Raw genomic sequence first — 17303 nt, forward strand, 5'->3', positions numbered from 1 at the left:
CCAGTTTGTAGAATTAAGAAAATCGGTATTTTTGAGGAGATAGATATAAAATGACCTTCCAATTAGTTTGTATAGAACCAAAAGAATTAACGCAATACAAGTCTGATATGCAGGAGGCATTTCAGAAAGGTTTTGAAGATGTTTTCGGGAAAACAGATGCTGTTATTCTGCCTGAAAAGGACATTGACCAGTCGGTGAATGCGGAGGGTTCTGCTGTCTATAAAGCTGTTGTCGATGGAGAAATGGTGGGCGGTGCAGTTGTTATTATCAATGAGAGTACACAGCATAACCATTTTGACCTGCTTTTTGTAAAGAACGGAGTTCAGAGCAATGGTATTGGTAAGAAGATATGGTTTGAATTGGAACGGATATATCCGAAGAGGACATTAGGGACGTTCCTTTTGCCATAAGGAGTGTCCCATTTGGACGTGCCTCGGTCTTTACTTGCAAAATCTGCCTCTTACCATCATAATAGTAGATAGTTAGTGTTATAGGAGAGCAGATAGGATGAAAAGGAACAAAAGAGATCAGGACAAGCATGAGCGACTACTTCGCCTGATCAGTGCGGTGATCGTACTGGCGGCAGCCCTTTGTCTGGGGATATATATTTATCAGCAGCATCAAAATGATTTTGCAGAGGCGGAATATGCCAAGATGCGGCAAAAGCAGGAAAAGACGGAAGAACCGGTAGCGGAGGCATCGCCTATCCATGATTTTGCATCTTTGCAGGAGCAAAATGCGGACGTGTACGGCTGGATCAACGTGGCGAATACCATTGTGGATTATCCGGTCTTGCAGACAGAAGAAGATAATTATTATCTGAGTCATGACATGAACCACGTCGAGACTACGGCGGGAGCCATTTACAGCAATGCCTGCAACAGCAAGGACATGTCGGATGCCATTACGATTCTATATGGGCATGATATGCGCGCGGATACGATGTTTGGATCCTTGCATTTGTTTGATGATGCTGATTTTTTTGAGAAGAATGAGACTATGACATTTGAGACCCCGGAGGCGCTTTATACCTATCAGATTTTTGGCGTCTACAATTACAATGATAATTATATTCCGGCAATGTTTGATTTGAAATCAACAGATGGTGTACAGCAGTTTCTCGATTCACTGAAATCATGTGCAGAAGAAGGGCGAAGTATTACCCATGTCAGAAAAGGTGTGGAAGTAACGGCAGATGACAAACTTCTGGTTCTTTCTACCTGCATTGGCAGTCAGAGTGACCGGCGTTTTCTGGTCGTTGGAAAATTGATTGATACGACATCCTATCGTTAGGAAAGCTAGACTTGAAAATCGATTGGTAATGTGGTAATCTTTCTAAGTAACTGTGAAACGCAGTTATACGTGCGGGCATGGCGAAATTGGCAGACGCGCTAGATTTAGGTTCTAGTGGGAGACCGTGCAGGTTCAAGTCCTGTTGCCCGTACTATCATAACGGAACGTGTCACAATTGAAAAAAGTTCTTACAAATATGCTTTGCCAGATGTTATAATCTAGCAAAGCATATTTGTTTCTGGTGTGATCTTTATATGAGCGAGGTTCATATTTCTATAGATTCAATTTATCATTCGAAAATCTATGCTTTTATTCCAAGAAAACAAAAGCAGAATTTTTGATGAACTGTATTATAAAAAAGGCACATTCTTTCTTACTAATTTATACATAAAAAAACGAATTTTTGTATTAAAGAAATCTGCAAAGCCGGCTATGATAACATATATAAAAATGTAATCATACAAGTAAGATTATAATGTATAGCATAGGAGGTTGGTATGAAAAAAACAAGTTTGAATCGTGGCTGGGTGTTTATGGCAGGGGAAAAGTCAAGTATCCCTATGATGCCGCAGCAGACGAAGAAAGTCAATCTACCACATGATTTCATGGTGGAAACAGATGTAACGCCGGATGCTCCGGGTAAGGCTGAGAGCGGATTCTATAAGGGAAGTGCGGGAACTTACTTAAAGACCATTACGCTGACAGAAGAAGAAATGACGGATACCATGCTTTTACATTTTGAAGGATGTTTTGGAAAGACAAGAGTTCTCATCAATGGCAATCCGGTCGGCAGTCATGCCTATGGTTATACGCCATTTACCATGGATATCCGCAAGTTTTTGAAGGTAGGAGACAACGAGATTCAGGTAATCGTTCATACCGATGATGATCCAAACGGTCGTTGGTATTCCGGCGCCGGTTTGTATCGCGGTGTCAACCTCTTAAGCGCACCGGCATTTCATATAGCACATGACGGAATCTTTGTATATACTGATCATATTACAAATGGGGATGCTTTTTGCAAGGCGGAAATTACTGTGGTCAATGATTTGGCAAAGGCAAGCGGCGATGCAGAAGGATTCTTAAAACTCAGCGTTGCAAAAAAGGACACAGGCGAGGAAGTGGCTGTGCGCTATCAGAAGATCAGCCTTCCGGCAGGAACAAGTCAAGTAGTTCCACAGGCTTTTGTTATTGAAAATGCAGAACTTTGGGATACCGAGAATCCTTATCTTTACGAAGTGAAGGCACAGTTGAGTCTTACATCAACTGGTAATGTTCATATGTCTCTGGACAACCGCCAGGATTTGATGGCACAGACCGATTACGAGGATGAGATTACGACAAGGTTTGGTGTTCGTACCATCACAGCAGATGCTAAAAATGGACTCCTTTTAAATGGAAAATCCATCAAGTTGAAAGGTGGATGTATCCATCATGACAATGGAATTCTGGGTGTGGCAAGTTTTTACGATGCCGAGTACCGCAAGGTAAAACTGCATAAGGATAATGGATACAATGCTCTTCGTCTGGCGCACAATCCGCAATCAGAGCAGATCTTAGATATCTGTGATGAACTGGGAATGATTGTCTTTGATGAAGCTTTTGATGTTTGGAATCTGCCTAAGAATAGTTTCGATTTCAGTCATCAGTTTGCAGAGGATGGTATCAAAGAAATCGAGGCTATGGTAAGACGCGACCGCAATCATCCGTCTATTTTCTTCTGGTCCATTGGTAATGAGTTGACCGAACAGGGCGGTATGGCTGCTGGATATGAGGTTTCTGCTATGCTGGCAAAAACAGTGCGAAATATGGACAGCACAAGACTGGTCAGCGGCGCACTTTGTTCTTTCTTTAAGGGCTTGGATAATGAGGATAATGCAGCTTTTTGGCAGACTTTCCGCAAAGAGATGCCGCAAGGTGGTTCTGTCATAAATATGGATAATTCCTACGGCAAGAAGATCTGGATGGAATATACCGCCCCATTTGTTAAAGATTGGGATGTGGTCGGTTACAATTATCTGAACTATCATTATGAGACTAGCCATGAACTTTTCCCGGATCGTGTGATTCTTTGTACAGAGAGCAAGCCGGGGCAATTTGAAGATTATTGGTCAGATGTAGAGCACCTTCCGTATGTGATCGGAGATTTCCTCTGGACAAGCATGGATTACATTGGAGAAGCAGGTATTGGAAAGAGCATTTATTGTAGCGAAGAAGAAGTGCCACAGATGTCTCGCATGTTAAACTACGCAGCTTATCCTTGGCGTCTGGCACAGGCAGGAGACTTTGACCTTTGCGGAAATGTCAGAGCCCAGGGAAGATATCATCAGATCATCTGGGGTGCAAACGATACTTATATTTTTGCAAAAGATCCGAAAAACAATGGAAAGATTGCCTTGATCGGTCGTTATGGTTGGGCAGAAGGCGGCAACCATTGGTCTTGGAATTGCGAAAAAGGGACAGCGGTAAGTGTAGAAGTTTATAGCCGTGCTGAGGAAGTAGAACTTTTGTTAAATGGCAAGTCCCTTGGCAAAAAACCAACGGGGGCAGAATGCCATTTCAAGGCAGAATTTGAAGTGGCATATGAGGCAGGTACTCTGACAGCGATCAGTTATCAGGATGGACAGGAAGTATCCCGTGATGAAGTAAAAACGGTGGGAGAGCCGGTTGGACTTAAGATCACTATGGAAAAGAATCAGATTGCTGCAGATGGAGAAAGTCTTGCTTATGGCATCGTCGAAATCGTAGATGCAGAAGGCAACTGGGTACCGACAGCTGAGGATACGCTAGCAAAGGTTTCAGTAGAAGGTGCTGCAAGTCTGGCGGGCTTTGGAACAGGCAGAGGCCAGACAGAGGAAAATTACACCAAGGGGGAATTTACATCCTTTGAGGGCAGATGGCAGGTCATCCTTCGTGCCGGTACAGAAGCCGGAGAGGCAGGTGTACATGTAGAGGCAGAAGGTTTAGGTCTTGCAGAGAGCCACGTGATCGTAGGATAAATGTTTAATGTTTTTGATGGCTGGTGCGGAAAGCCGCTGGTGTTGTGTGCATTTCTTCCTTAAAGGCACGACAAAAGAAATTACGATTGCCAAAGTGGAGCAGATCAGAAATCTCCTGAATACTCATTTTGGTGGAAACAAGTAAATAGGCGGCTTTTTGCACCCGAGCTTTTTTGATGTAGGCGTTGATACTGACACCTACTTCTTTTTTGAATTTTTTTGACAGATAGTAATCGCTATAACCGATTTTTTCAGCCAACAGAGGAATATTCAGGTCATCATCTGTGTGCAGTTCGATGTAGTCGATGCAGGCTGCGATATTTTCAGAATAATGATTTAGATGCAGATGATTATGAACCAGAAAAAGAAAATCATCAAAGGCCAACTGGGCAGACGCTGTGATATCACCATAGGATTTGGCATGAGATAGGTTGTTTAAATAAATATTGCCGCGGGAAAATGCCGTATCAGGAGACACACCACCATCAATCGCAGCGCGGATACACAGACCGATAAATATGATGGTGTATTGACGGGTACGTTCCAACTCCTGGATATTTTGTGGCTGCATATTGCTAAGGTGTGCAGACGCCGGACCAAGTGATGATTTGCGATAGATATCGCCCGTTCGTATGATGTCGAGCATGACATTTTCTCTAGCCCAATAGGAAGCATAATCTACCGATTTCGTCGATCTATCTGCAAAAGAATCATAGTTAAAGTCGGCATAGGTGATGTCGGATGGCTTCAAATGTTCGTTGTTTATGCTAAAGTGAAGCATAAGTGTGTATTTGATAAAATTTGTTGTTGTAACAACAGGAACCTGACGCAGATAATCGTATAATTTGACCTTCCAGTGTTCTCGTATATCGGGGCGCTTTTGCAATAGGGCAATCGTATCGTCGGAGAGCATGGCTGTAAAGACCGGACCAATGATATGAATGCGGCTTAGTTGATGAGCGATATCCTTTTGGTAGACGACAGACCACATCATACCGGTGATTGATGTGACCATAAGCGGGGTATCATGCTCCTGACCAAAAGTGATGATTTCATCGAAGTTTTTGGCATGGCGGAGCATGGTATCATAAATAGGAAGAGAAGAATTGGTCCAAAGACAATTCCCTTCGGCATCATACTGCCAAAGATACAAGACTTCATTACATTGGAGAAAGTCCAACAGCAGTGAGAGGCGGTTTTGAATATCCACATCGGTCAAAGTAGGTTTTGTCAATGAATTCAATTCTTCCATGGATGATGTATTCCTTTCTTTTAATCGAGATAATTCCATTCACTAGGATCTGTCCAACCACGTTTTCCTAAGAATTTTTCCAGAGGAATTTTGGCAATCTCTTCTTTGGATAGGTTGGATTGTGTTAGTCTTGCCCAGCCGCTATTGCCATTTCCGCTTTGGAAGGTATCGGTTGGTTTTAAGAGATTTAACATTGGTTCTCCTGCTACAAAGCGACGTGCGTTTTCTCGGATGATCTCAATGCTTCGGCCAGCGCGGTTGGGAACCTGAGGCGTCATATGTGGTGTGATATAGACATTTGGCATTCTCCAAAGAGGGTGGTCGGATGGGAATGGTTCTTCTTCTATTACATCGAGCCCGGCACCGCCAATCGCTCCGTCTTCTAGAGCCTGTGTCAGGGCAGCAGTATCCACGATGCCACCACGTGCCATATTGATGAGGACGGCATTGGACTTCATTTTACGGAATGCTTCAGTATCAAACATATGATAAGTTTCATCGGTTAGAGCCAGTGTCAGAACGATGAAGTCACATTCGGCTAAAATAGGATCTAAGGTGTCGCCATTCAGACCGCAGTATTTGTGAGGAATGTAATCATAATCTTTGATTGGATATTTGTCATAGGCATAGATTTCCATGCCAAAGGCTTGCAGGCGGTCAGCAAGCATACGGCCGTTATTACCCATTCCCAGTATAGCAACTTTTCTTCCGTAAAGTCCACGCCAGTTGTTCGACCCGTCAACACCCCATTGACCTTTTTCCTGGGCAGCCAAAAGTTCTTTGGTGTGATAGCAGGATTGCAGCATAAAATAGATGCAGTGTTCTGCCAGAACAGGGGCACTTCTTCCGGCAGCACCTGTCACGAAGATGTTTTTGGCAAAAACCTCCGGGCGTGCAGAACCATTAAGTCCGGCATGGTCGCAGGCAATCCATTTTAGAGAGTTTTCTCCTAGCAGGCAATCCGGGACATCGCCCAGTACAAGAGCAACGTCTGCGTCTTTTGCTTCCTTCTCCAATTTTTCTTTGTCATAAAAGTCTACATATATAAATTCTGCGTTTGGAAATACATTACGCAAGGTGTGGTAGTTATCTTTGTCGTACCACAATGTAGATACTACTTTTCTGATCTCATTCATTAGTTTAATCTCCTTTCAGTTACAAACGTTTTGGAATGGATGTGACTTTATTATACAAGCCACCTGAGATTTGTTTATACTTAAAATAGTTAAAATATATCCAGAAACGATACAAAATATAGAAAGAGAGAAAACAGATATAAAAAACAGAAAACAGATATATACAAGATCATAACACGTTTTTATAATGAGGGCAACTTCAAAGGAGGAGGTGAAGGAACATGAGCGACACCAGATGGTGGGAAACTTTTCCATGGCGTATGGTGCAGACCAATTTACGTGAGATTGATATGGCAGATATGGATGCAAAATCTTATGTAGATGAGTTGAAACGATATCATGCAACGGTTGTGACACTAAATGCTGCTGGTATTATTGCAAGTTATCCGACGGAAGTTACGCAACAGAAGCAGAGTGATTATCTGACAGGAGATACTTTGGCTGATATACTTCGTGAATGTCATAAGGCCGGTATCCGGGTGATTGCCCGCTGTGATTTTTCAAAAGTGCATGAAACCTTGTATGAGGAACATCCGGAGTGGGCATATCGCCAGAGTTCGGGACAGCCGCTGATTTATAATGGCTATGTGCAGACTTGTATCAATGGAGATTACCAACAGAGGTATGTATATGATATTCTGCGAGAACTTTTTTCAAAATATGACTTTGATGGTTTGTTTTGCAATATGAGTTCTACCTTTGTTGTGGACTATGAATTACAGGTTCATGAGCCATGTCATTGCAAGAATTGCAGACGATTGTTTCAAGAACACACCGGAATGGAGATACCGGATAGCCTGAATCCCAAAGATCCGGCTTTTGGACGCTATATGGCCTTTATTGGTGCATGTAGCAAAAAACAAAAACAGAGGATGTACGAAGTCGTGAAGGGAATCAATGAGAATAATGCCATAAATGGGTTTGATTATTTTCGGACAGAGTGCAATCAGGATGTCAACCATCACGCATGGGTTTATGATGCATCGGTCAATGCGAGAAGAATAGCAGGACCTTTACATGACAAGGTTGTGGATGATGCATCCGCTGTTTATATGGCTTTTCGATATCGCCACAGCAGCATATCCAGAGGGATTCTGGAAATACGACAATGGCAGAATCTGGCATATGCAGGAAGTACCAGCCTTTATTTGCTTGGAACCTTGGGAAAAAGTGCAGATCAGTCAGGAATAATAGCCTCAAAAAAAGCGTTCGATTTTTTTGCACAACATGAAGATCTTTTTCGGGGGCAGCAATCAGCAGCGCGTGTGCTTCTGATAGAAAAGCCTCTGATGGGAAGAAATGATCCGGAGGCAGATGGCTGGGTACAGGTATTGACGCAGTTGCACATTCCGTTTGATGAACAAAAGATTGGGGAAGTATCTGCGCCTTTGTTAAAGAGATATGATGCGGTTATTCTGGCAGATGTTGAGACGATGTCAGATACACAGTGCGAGATGCTGGATTCTTTTGTGGAAAAGGGTGGAACATTGATCGCAGATGGATGCTCATCTATGAGTGATGAGAGACGGCAACCAAGAAAACATATGGGATTACAGTGTCTGGGTATGGATGAAATTACAGAAAAAAAGCAGGTGCGCTCAGCAATTTTTCAATTTTCAGATGCAGAGAAAGAAGCGTGGGTGTCCTGTAAGGAATCGGGCGTGGATTGCATTGTGCCAGGAGATTTGGTTGTGACAGGCACACGTAGAAAAGAGGCAAAAACATACCTGCGTATGATTTCCGATCAGCCGTTTGGACCACCAGAGATCTGTTATTCCACGGAGAAAACCGAGATAGCAGGAGTGTATGAGAGGGACTATGGAAGCGGGAAAAGTCTATATATTCCATTTCGCATAGCTGCTTTTTATTACGAATTTGGCTATGACAATTCTTATGATTTCTTAAAAGATATTGTTTGCAGTCTTGCAGGTGTCAAGAGCATCGCTCCGACATTGACACCTATGTGTGAGTTGGCAGTGACCGAAGGCGAAGCCGGAAAGGTGATACATCTTATCAATTTATCGGGGGCTTTTGCTAATTATACTTATTGTGAGCCTTTACCAATCCGCGATATTTTTATTGAGATAGCATGCGGTGCGGATAAAAACATGGATGCCTTAAATGGCGGTCATGTAATACGGACAGATAAGGGGATAAAACTGGATTGCTTGCATGGATATGAGGCAATTCGTATTTATTAAAGGAGGTTTTTATGAATTTAAAGAAAATATTTGCTGGAATGTTTGGTAGTAACGATCCCAAATATCGTACGGCAAAACCATGGGAAATGATATTTGCAGGAGGAACCAGTGCCGCAAAAATGGCATTTTATGTCCTTATGATGTATGCCTCTTATGCAATGAATGCCGGATTTGGTATTGCGGTTACGGTAACCGGTATTATCATTCAGGCCAAGACAATTTTTGACGGTGTGACAGATCCTATTGTCGCTGTGATTTATGACCGTCTGCCGGTGTTTAAACATATTGGAAAGATTCGACTCTTTCTGTTGATTGGCTGGGCGACCTGTTCTATTGCGGCACTTTTGATGTTCCGTATTCTGGCAGGAAAATTTAGTGGCGTTGCAGGAATTGTTGTGTTTTGTCTGGTTTATGCTTTGTTTGTTGTTGGCTACACGATCATGTCTATTGGTGGGGCTTCCACGATCAGTTCTGCGCTGACTAACGATCCAAAGCAGCGTCCATTTGTTACCTTTGTTACCACGGTTTATCAGTACATTGGACCAATCCTTGTCAATACCATTCTGGCATTTGCAGTTTTGCCAAAGTATGACAACCAATATAATGTAGAGAGTCTGAGTGAGGCATGTGTTATCTTTATCATTACGGCTTTTATCTTCGTAATGTTTTCCTTCATTGGTCTGCATAGAATTGACACACCGGAAATTCTGGGAGAAATGGTTGCCATGGGTGGCAAGCAGACTAAGGTAGGTATTAAGGAAATCGTAAATATTTTTAAGGAAAATGTTCCTATGCGTTGTTATCTGGTTACAGGTATTACAGATAAAATTGCATCTAACAGCGCAACCCAGACGATTGTGCTTACCATGTTAAATGGTATTTTGATTGCCAACTATAAGGCGGCGACAATGATTACGAATGCGGGTACGATTATTAGTTTTGTCTTTGTATTTCTGGGTGGTGTTTATATTGCCAAGAAAGGAGTAAAGGTTGCAACTAAGGTATGGTCTGCTGTTAATATCTTTATCAATATAGCAATCTTTGCCTTTTTGTTATACCTTGGACCAACAGGTATGGCGCAGATCGGAAAAGGTGGCGTAGTCATGATGGTCTATGTGGTATTTACCATGGGTGTTAATGCATCCAAGATGATCCTAAATGTTGCTGAAGGAATGATGCGAGCAGACGTTATTGACTATGAATTGGAGCGTTCCGGAAACTATATGCCGGGAACCGTTGGTGCGGTTTATTCTCTGACAGAAAAAGTAATTGCCTCCTTTGGCTCTACGATTGCAGCAGTTGCGGTTGCAGCAATCGGATATAAGACGGTAATGCCGCAGATGGGAGATGCGGCAACCTGGCCAATCTTCTGGGTAACGGTTATTCTAACGTATGGGTTTCCAATTCTCGGATGGCTGTGTAATATCATTGCCATGAAGTTCTATGAATTGGATTATGACCGCATGGCTGAGATTCAGGAGAACATTGCTGAAATGAAGAAGCAAAAGAGAAAATAAATAGAAGTGCTTGAGGTGAATGAAATGAAAATAGGATTTATTGGTCTTGGAATTATGGGAAAACCAATGGTGAAAAATATCATCAAGGGTGGATATACGGATGTCTTAGTGAACGGCAGACATCAGGATGTCTTGGATGAAATGGAAGCCTGTGGTGCAAAATCTGCTACTTATGAGGAAATCGGCAGACAGTGTGATGTTGTCATGACCATGCTGCCAAACTCTCCGCAAGTGAAAGAAGTTATGCTGGGAGAGAATGGTGTTGCTGCTTATATGCAGGAAGGTAGTATGTTTATTGACATGAGTTCTATCAATCCGGTTGCAAGCAAAGAAATTGCAGCAGTGTTGGCGAAAAAGAATATTGATATGTTAGACGCACCGGTTTCCGGTGGTGAACCAAAGGCAATCGACGGAAGTCTGAGTTTTATGGTTGGCGGAAAAGAAGAACTGGTGGAGACTTATCGTCCGCTGCTTGAAACCATGGGATCATCCGTGGTAAGATGTGGAGAGGTTGGTGCCGGAAATACCACCAAATTGGCAAACCAGATTATTGTTGCCTGCAACATACAGGCACTGTCAGAGGCTCTTACACTGGCACAAAAGGCAGGGGTTGATCCGGAACTTGTTTTTCAGGCAATTCGTGGTGGTTTGGCTGGTTCAACCGTCATGGATGCAAAAGCGCCTATGATGATTGCCGGAAATGATAAACCGGGATTTAAGATCGATCTGCATATCAAGGATCTCAACAATGCACTGGACTGTGCGCATACCGTGGGTGCACCGGTACCAATGACGGCCGAAGTGCAGGAAATTATGCAGTGGATGCACAATCATGAGGGCGGACAAAAGGATCATAGCGCAATTGCGCAGTATTACGAATATCTGACAGACATTCAGATTGGTAGATAGAGGAGATAGAAAGAATGAATCAGGAGTTAAGAAAGGATGCAGAACAGATCATAGATGTGGCGATAGCATCCGTTCAACCTGATGCGGCAGTAAGACGTGCTCTGAGTAACATTGTGTTCTCAGAGCATGTTTATATTGTGGCGATCGGGAAAGCAGGATGGCAGATGGCGAATGCTGCGGTTTCCTATTTGCAGGAAAATGGAATCAAGTATGAAAAGGGTATTGTTATAACAAAATATCATCATGTTATGGGGCAGTTACCACGTATCCACTGTGTGGAGGCAGGACATCCGGTACCGGATGAAAATAGTTTTAAAGGAACGCAAGAGGTTCTTTCCATGGTAAAGGATCTGACAGAGGAAGACATGGTATTATTTCTGGTTTCAGGCGGTGGCAGCGCCCTGTTTGAAAAACCCAGAATCTCAAAGAAAGAATTATCGGATATCACAGAGCAGTTGCTTGCCAGTGGGGCTGACATCGTAGAGATGAATACCATTCGAAAACGTCTTTCGGAGGTAAAAGGTGGCAGATTTGCGTTGGCGTGTATGCCGGCAATGGTAGAAGCCGTCGTTTTGTCAGATATTGTGGGAGATCCTATGGATATGATCGCGTCCGGACCTGCATATCCGGATGCGTCTACCTGTGAGGATGCAGGAAAAATTGCAAAAAAATACAAATTACGACTGAGCGCGGCGGCAGAAAAGTGTCTGGCGGATGAAACCCCCAAAGAACTGCATAATGTCCATACGCAGATTATTGGCAGTGTACGACAATTGTGCAAGGCGGCATACAAAGCCTGTAAAGAACTGGGGTATGAGCCGAGAATCTTAGCGGAAGATGTGACGGCAGAGGCAAGAGAGGTTGGCTGGAATCTGGCGCAGCTGTGTCTGAGGGAACATGACGATGCGGGGAAGAAAAAGATGGCACTGATTGCCGGAGGAGAGACTGTCGTACATTTGCGTGGCAAAGGAAAAGGTGGGCGGAATCAGGAACTTGCTTTTTCAGCGATGAAAGTTATCGCCGGACAGCAGAATATGGCAATCTTTTCTGTAGGCTCCGACGGAACGGATGGTCCGACAGATGCAGCAGGCGGCTATGTGGATGGAGATTCTTATGAAGCCTTAAAGAACGCAGGATTGTCTTACGAAAAGATTTTACAGGATAATGATTGCTATCACGGACTACAGGCCATTGACGGTTTGGTAATGACAGGACCTACCGGAACGAATGTCAATGACTTCTGGGTTGCTTTGATCGGATAGGGGGTGACAAGATGAAAGTAAAGCCCTTATTGGAAGGTAAGCCTTTTATGACCGAATATGGAATTGTCGGTTACAGTACGGTTGTTCTGATAGCGTGTGATGACGAGAAAAACATACTGTATGACTGCGGATCAAAAGGATGCGCTTTGCAATTAAAAGAAGCATTGGAAAAGGCAGGGATGAAGCCGGAAGATATCACGCATGTGGTCATCAGTCATCTGCATTTTGATCATGTTGGGAACCTACCGCTGTTTTCCGATGCAGAAATTCTGCTTAATAAGATCGAGTGGGAGAGTGCAAATCAAACGCCGGATGAGTGGCATAGCATCCAGACGCTGGCGTATTTGGAGAAAAGAGGAAATCTGCGTTTTGTAAAAGAAGGAGATATCATCTCAGAGGAGGTGTCTGTCATGGAATTGCCGGGACACACACCGGGGCTTATCGGTCTGCGCTGTGGAGCGGAGACGATTTTATGCTCGGATGCCATGAAAAACCGCTATGAATTATGGAAGAATATTCCCTTGATGAGCCAGAATTTGGAGCAAAGCAGGAGATCCATACAACGGATCAAGGAGAATGCCAGATATATTTATCCGGGGCATGATGGCATGTTGGATTTATTACATGAAAACAGTGATGAATATCCAGCGGTTACGCTGCGTTATGCAGATGGAAGGCAGATAGATATAAAAGCATAGAAGAAATGCAAACAAAATTTACCGGGTTTTTCAGAAAATGATGCACATGACCCCGAAGGAATATCAGAAAAAAAGTCCTCACCTTCAGACCCAGTATGTTCTTCATCAGCCGGACATTATGCAGTTGAATCAGTTTCAGACATTCTGGGAAACCGGATATGATGTGGAAATGTTGAAAAATGCGTATTAAAAAGGACAGCGCAAAAACGCTGTCCTATATGGTGCCAAGGCACATTCTTTTTTATGCGATTGGTGTGATACCATCATCGGTGTAAAGTTCGTAATCGGCATCTGTATATCCGATATATTGCAGTGTTGTCATATCGATGGCATCTACATATTCTGCCACATCGACCACCGGGATCTTGTGATCTTTGCGGATAAAAAGCGGAACTTCATTCAAGGCAACTTCTGCAAAATGCCAGCCCTTTTCCCACTTTTCTTGTAAAATAGTGCCATCTGCAAGGAATTTGACAAAAATCATTTCTTCCGGCAGATAGACCGGACGACCGGCAGCGTTCTGGGTGTAAACCGGAGCGATCATAATCTCGTTTCCAAGCATAAGCTGATCTTCGATCTGTCTTGCTACGGCATCATCCGAATAAGTGAATGCCAGCGGCTTGAAATAAAGGTCATCGCCAAGTGCAGCTTTCATATACTCGCTGTAGAGATAAGGAAGCAGACGGTAGCGAACACCGATGACTGCTGCAAAGTCCTGAGGATCTTCAAACTGATAAAATTCCTGTTCGCGCGTTCTGGTTGCAGAATGGTTGCGCATGAGCGGTGTGAAGACGCCAAGCGCTAAGAAACGCAGGAGCAGATCTCTTGTGGTATTTTCTCCGAAACCACCTAAGTCACAGCCAACGTAAAGGAAACCGCACATATTCAGCCCCGGCAGCATTTTCAGGCAGAGCAGAATGTGACTCCACCAGGACTTGTTGTCGCCGGTCCAAATGCCGCCATAACGGTGCATACCGATATAAGAAGACCGCGAAAATAATAGGATGCGTCGATCAGGAACAAGTTTAGCAAAGGCTTCGGATGCGGCTCTTGTCATGTTGTAACCAAACAGATTGTGTACTTTGTTGTGGCAGACTAATTTGCCGTCAATCTTGTGATACATACGGGCATAGTCCGAAGAAATATCATTTCCGGACATGAGATAGAAAATTGCCACTGGCGGATACTTGGAGTCGCCGGAGAGCAATTCTTTGGTTATCTTTTGCTTTTCTGCCATTCCTTCCGGTGTATAAAAGATTGCCGGTTCGTTCATGTCATTCCAGAAAGCGTCAATTCCCTGCGATAAGAGGCTATCATATTTTTGACCGAACCACGCTCTTGCAGCAGGATTTAAGACATCCGGGAAATGCGTCAGTCCCGGCCAGACCGCCGCCTCAAAATTAGAACCATCTTCTTTTTTACAGAAATAATCACCGGCAAGGCCTTCTTCATATGCATCATAGCCTTCTTCGATCTTAACTCCGGCATCAATGATAGGTACTAAATGGATGTGGTCTTCCTTCATTTCGTCAACAAATCCCTTAAAGTCAGGAAAAGCCTCTGTATTTACCGTAAAATCCTTGTAGCCGTCCATGTAATCAATGTCCATATAGACCATGTCAAGTGGCACATGAGCCTTGCGGTGTTCGGAAACGACCTTGCGGAAATCCTCCGGCTTTTCGTAACCCCAGCGGCTCTGCCCGAAGCCGAAAGCAAAGCGTGGCGGGATGTAAGAGCGGCCAATGATATGACGGAACTGTCTTGTGATATCATAGGCATCCGTGCCGTCAATGACATAGAGATTCAGGTCAGCATCCTGGCAGGAAATGGTGAGGGTATCGGATCTGGTGTAGCCAATGTCAAAAGTTAGATTGGTCGGGTAGTCAACAAAAAGACCAAAACTGTGATTGATTCCGTCAACAATGATAAAGTTATGGGCGCCGTAAAGGGACTGCTTGTCCTCCGTATGGTTGGGCTCGTCTGTGCAGTTGCTGACATAAAGGAAGCCTCGCTTGTTGATGCCGCGGTTGGACTCGCCCAGCCCATAGACGATATCCTCCGGCTGCATGATGTAGGTAAAGGAAAAGCCATCCTGGGTTGAGATCGTGCCATAAGAAGGATGCCCCTCGCTTGTCGGGATCTCTTTTATGACGGCATCCGTTTCGATCGGATCGCCATAGATATATTTTTGGATCATAGTAAAAACCTCCTTGTATTCTTTTGCCTATATTCTAACAAATGCATGGGAGGCTGTCTTACAAAATCCTGCGCTTTTATACAATTTTTCGTGGAAATGGGAAAGAATTTAAGTCTTGTAGAAACCGCCTCATCTGTGGTAAATTAGTAGTCGGTGAGGATAAATAATATGGATAAAAACCTATTAAAGGCTACCGAAGACTATTGGACCCGACGCGCTGACGGATATTCTAAGGTCAATCAGGAAGAACTGACAGGCGTACAGCATACGAATTGGAAGCAGTTTTTGGTAAAAGAAATAGAAAAGACTTATCCGGGACACCAGCCATCCGATATCCATATTCTGGATATTGGGTGCGGACCCGGATTTTTTTCTGCCATTCTGGCGGAGTGTGGCTATGCGGTGACAGCCATTGACTACACACAGGTGATGTTAAAAGAGGCAAAGGACAATGCGGCGACTTGCGGTGTGCAGGATAAGATACGTTTCCTACAGATGGATGCCCAGGCGCTGACCTTTGCGGATACATCCTTTGATGTGGTGGTCTCCCGGAATCTGACATGGAATCTGCAGGAACCGGCAGTTGCTTATAAGGAGTGGTGTCGTGTCTTAAAAAAGGGAGGCCTGCTTTTGAATTTTGATGCCAACTGGTATGGCTATCTTTTTGATGAAAAGAAGCGGCAAGCCTATGAGGAAGACCGTAAGAATACACAGGAACTGGGCGTGGAGGATCACTATGTGGGGACGGACATTGATGCCATGGAACGGATCGCTTATCAGATGCCACTTTCCCCGGTGCAGCGTCCGACATGGGATGAGGCTGTTTTAAAAGAAGCGGGTGTGCAGAGCGTGAGCAGCAGGCAGGATATCGGCAGCATGCTCCTATCCGAAGTGGAACAGATCAACTATGCGGCGACGCCGATTTTTATGGTGCGGGCTGAAAAATAGGCATCAGAACTATGAGAAATATGCGGGATGCACCCGCTATAATAGAAGGGGTAGAAAGCGACAAGAATTCATATGGGCGAGTTAAAAAAAATTGCATTTGAAGAACAACCGGAAGAAGTGAAAGACCGGGTAAAGGGCTATTGGAGTAAACGTGCGGATTCCTTTGCCAAACTTCGCAAGCACGAGATGAAGAGCAACAAGGCAGATCGCTGGTTGACAGAGATACTGACTAAGATCACAGATGCCGCCATGGAAGATGCTGATGAGATGGCAGAGGCAGAGGCTGTGGCTGATAAAGATACTTCACTGATAAAAGTATTGGATGTCGGCTGTGGAAGTGGCTTTTTTGAGGTGCTTTTAGGACAACAGGGATTTGAGGTCACAGGGATTGATCTGACAGAGGAGATGGTTGCAAAAGCCAATGGCATGATTGCAGAATATGGATTGGATGCAAAACGGGTAAAGGCACTTACCATGGACGCAGAAAATCCCGACTTTGCGAAGGAAAGTTTTGATGTGATCATCACCAGAAATCTGACCTGGACACTGCCACATCCGATCGAGGCTTATGGAAAGTGGTATGCCCTTTTGAAAAAGGGCGGTATTCTTCTGAATTTTGACGCGGAATATGCCAAGGGGGCGCATAACCTGTCTCTGCCGGAGAATAAGGCACATAATATGATGACGGATTCGCTGAAAGAGGAGTGTCACGATATCTATCATATGCTTTCCATCAGCGCACTGTCTCGTCCATCCTGGGATGAAGAAGTGTTGCGCAAGATAGGTTTTTCTTATGTGGCTATAGATCAGACCGTTGGAAAACGCATCTATGCAGAAATGGACGAGTTTCATATCCCGGATGCCATGTTTGGCATCGTAGCGAGAAAATAA

At 44.0% G+C, this 17303-nt stretch carries 14 protein-coding genes and 1 tRNA gene; 12 read left to right on the forward strand and 3 right to left on the reverse strand.

Going from position 1 to position 17303, the window contains the following annotated elements:
- Window positions 1-50: 50 nt before the first annotated feature.
- The 4 genes from DW183_RS09655 (at window position 51) to DW183_RS09670 (ending at window position 4292) form a co-directional block, all read left to right on the forward strand.
- The gene (locus DW183_RS09655) at window positions 51-410 is read left to right on the forward strand and encodes a GNAT family N-acetyltransferase (protein WP_243069556.1); all 360 of its coding nucleotides are present in this window, start codon (window positions 51-53) and stop codon (window positions 408-410) included.
- 97 nt (window positions 411-507) lie between these two features.
- Window positions 508-1293, forward strand: coding sequence for a class B sortase (gene srtB, locus DW183_RS09660; RefSeq protein WP_118281786.1), 786 nt, complete (start codon window positions 508-510; stop codon window positions 1291-1293).
- A gap of 71 nt (window positions 1294-1364) precedes the next feature.
- A tRNA-Leu gene (locus DW183_RS09665) sits at window positions 1365-1444 on the forward strand.
- A gap of 346 nt (window positions 1445-1790) precedes the next feature.
- Complete coding sequence (locus tag DW183_RS09670; protein ID WP_118281787.1) at window positions 1791-4292, forward strand: glycoside hydrolase family 2 TIM barrel-domain containing protein; 2502 nt, start codon at window positions 1791-1793, stop codon at window positions 4290-4292.
- Between the two features lie 4 nt (window positions 4293-4296).
- Here the strand turns inward: DW183_RS09670 and DW183_RS09675 are convergent, their stop codons facing one another.
- Entirely contained in the window at window positions 4297-5544 is a 1248-nt protein-coding gene (locus tag DW183_RS09675; RefSeq protein WP_158573066.1) for a helix-turn-helix transcriptional regulator, read from the reverse strand.
- Window positions 5545-5564: 20 nt separating this feature from the next.
- Window positions 5565-6680 (reverse strand): D-2-hydroxyacid dehydrogenase, encoded by a 1116-nt coding sequence (locus tag DW183_RS09680; protein ID WP_118281789.1) that lies wholly within the window; start codon window positions 6678-6680, stop codon window positions 5565-5567.
- Window positions 6681-6901: 221 nt separating this feature from the next.
- On the opposite strand from DW183_RS09680, the gene DW183_RS09685 reads away from it, so the two are divergent.
- The 6 genes from DW183_RS09685 to DW183_RS12450 are packed head-to-tail and all read left to right on the forward strand — an operon-like array spanning window position 6902 to window position 13457.
- Window positions 6902-8881 (forward strand): alpha-amylase family protein, encoded by a 1980-nt coding sequence (locus tag DW183_RS09685; protein ID WP_118281790.1) that lies wholly within the window; start codon window positions 6902-6904, stop codon window positions 8879-8881.
- An 11-nt stretch (window positions 8882-8892) separates the two neighbouring features.
- The gene (locus tag DW183_RS09690; protein ID WP_118281791.1) at window positions 8893-10398 is read left to right on the forward strand and encodes an MFS transporter; all 1506 of its coding nucleotides are present in this window, start codon (window positions 8893-8895) and stop codon (window positions 10396-10398) included.
- A gap of 6 nt (window positions 10399-10404) precedes the next feature.
- Window positions 10405-11307, forward strand: coding sequence for a 2-hydroxy-3-oxopropionate reductase (garR, locus tag DW183_RS09695; protein WP_334294461.1), 903 nt, complete (start codon window positions 10405-10407; stop codon window positions 11305-11307).
- Between the two features lie 14 nt (window positions 11308-11321).
- Window positions 11322-12569, forward strand: a complete 1248-nt coding sequence (locus DW183_RS09700; RefSeq protein WP_118281793.1) for a glycerate kinase type-2 family protein — start codon at window positions 11322-11324, stop codon at window positions 12567-12569.
- Between the two features lie 11 nt (window positions 12570-12580).
- Window positions 12581-13267 (forward strand): MBL fold metallo-hydrolase, encoded by a 687-nt coding sequence (locus tag DW183_RS09705; protein WP_118281794.1) that lies wholly within the window; start codon window positions 12581-12583, stop codon window positions 13265-13267.
- Window positions 13268-13313: 46 nt separating this feature from the next.
- Window positions 13314-13457, forward strand: a complete 144-nt coding sequence (locus DW183_RS12450; RefSeq protein WP_158573067.1) for a hypothetical protein — start codon at window positions 13314-13316, stop codon at window positions 13455-13457.
- A 51-nt stretch (window positions 13458-13508) separates the two neighbouring features.
- Here the strand turns inward: DW183_RS12450 and DW183_RS09710 are convergent, their stop codons facing one another.
- Window positions 13509-15464 (reverse strand): glycoside hydrolase family 31 protein, encoded by a 1956-nt coding sequence (locus DW183_RS09710; protein WP_118281795.1) that lies wholly within the window; start codon window positions 15462-15464, stop codon window positions 13509-13511.
- A gap of 168 nt (window positions 15465-15632) precedes the next feature.
- On the opposite strand from DW183_RS09710, the gene DW183_RS09715 reads away from it, so the two are divergent.
- Window positions 15633-16412 carry a class I SAM-dependent methyltransferase gene (locus DW183_RS09715; protein WP_118281796.1) on the forward strand — a complete coding sequence of 260 codons (780 nt, stop codon included), beginning with the start codon at window positions 15633-15635 and terminating at the stop codon, window positions 16410-16412.
- Between the two features lie 72 nt (window positions 16413-16484).
- Window positions 16485-17303, forward strand: coding sequence for a class I SAM-dependent methyltransferase (locus tag DW183_RS09720; protein ID WP_118281797.1), 819 nt, complete (start codon window positions 16485-16487; stop codon window positions 17301-17303).

The organism is Roseburia sp. AM16-25 (assembly GCF_003473825.1).
Taxonomy (GTDB): domain Bacteria; phylum Bacillota; class Clostridia; order Lachnospirales; family Lachnospiraceae; genus Pararoseburia; species Pararoseburia lenta.

Bases quoted from the DNA above. Each gene is read 5' to 3' on its own strand.
- DW183_RS09655 (WP_243069556.1), top strand. From the start codon at position 51: ATGACCTTCCAATTAGTTTGTATAGAACCAAAAGAATTAACGCAATAC.
- srtB (WP_118281786.1), top strand. From the start codon at position 508: ATGAAAAGGAACAAAAGAGATCAGGACAAGCATGAGCGACTACTTCGC.
- DW183_RS09670 (WP_118281787.1), top strand. From the start codon at position 1,791: ATGAAAAAAACAAGTTTGAATCGTGGCTGGGTGTTTATGGCAGGGGAA.
- DW183_RS09675 (WP_158573066.1), bottom strand. From the start codon at position 5,544: ATGGAAGAATTGAATTCATTGACAAAACCTACTTTGACCGATGTGGAT.
- DW183_RS09680 (WP_118281789.1), bottom strand. From the start codon at position 6,680: ATGAATGAGATCAGAAAAGTAGTATCTACATTGTGGTACGACAAAGAT.
- DW183_RS09685 (WP_118281790.1), top strand. From the start codon at position 6,902: ATGAGCGACACCAGATGGTGGGAAACTTTTCCATGGCGTATGGTGCAG.
- DW183_RS09690 (WP_118281791.1), top strand. From the start codon at position 8,893: ATGAATTTAAAGAAAATATTTGCTGGAATGTTTGGTAGTAACGATCCC.
- DW183_RS09700 (WP_118281793.1), top strand. From the start codon at position 11,322: ATGAATCAGGAGTTAAGAAAGGATGCAGAACAGATCATAGATGTGGCG.
- DW183_RS09705 (WP_118281794.1), top strand. From the start codon at position 12,581: ATGAAAGTAAAGCCCTTATTGGAAGGTAAGCCTTTTATGACCGAATAT.
- DW183_RS12450 (WP_158573067.1), top strand. From the start codon at position 13,314: ATGACCCCGAAGGAATATCAGAAAAAAAGTCCTCACCTTCAGACCCAG.
- DW183_RS09710 (WP_118281795.1), bottom strand. From the start codon at position 15,464: ATGATCCAAAAATATATCTATGGCGATCCGATCGAAACGGATGCCGTC.
- DW183_RS09715 (WP_118281796.1), top strand. From the start codon at position 15,633: ATGGATAAAAACCTATTAAAGGCTACCGAAGACTATTGGACCCGACGC.
- DW183_RS09720 (WP_118281797.1), top strand. From the start codon at position 16,485: ATGGGCGAGTTAAAAAAAATTGCATTTGAAGAACAACCGGAAGAAGTG.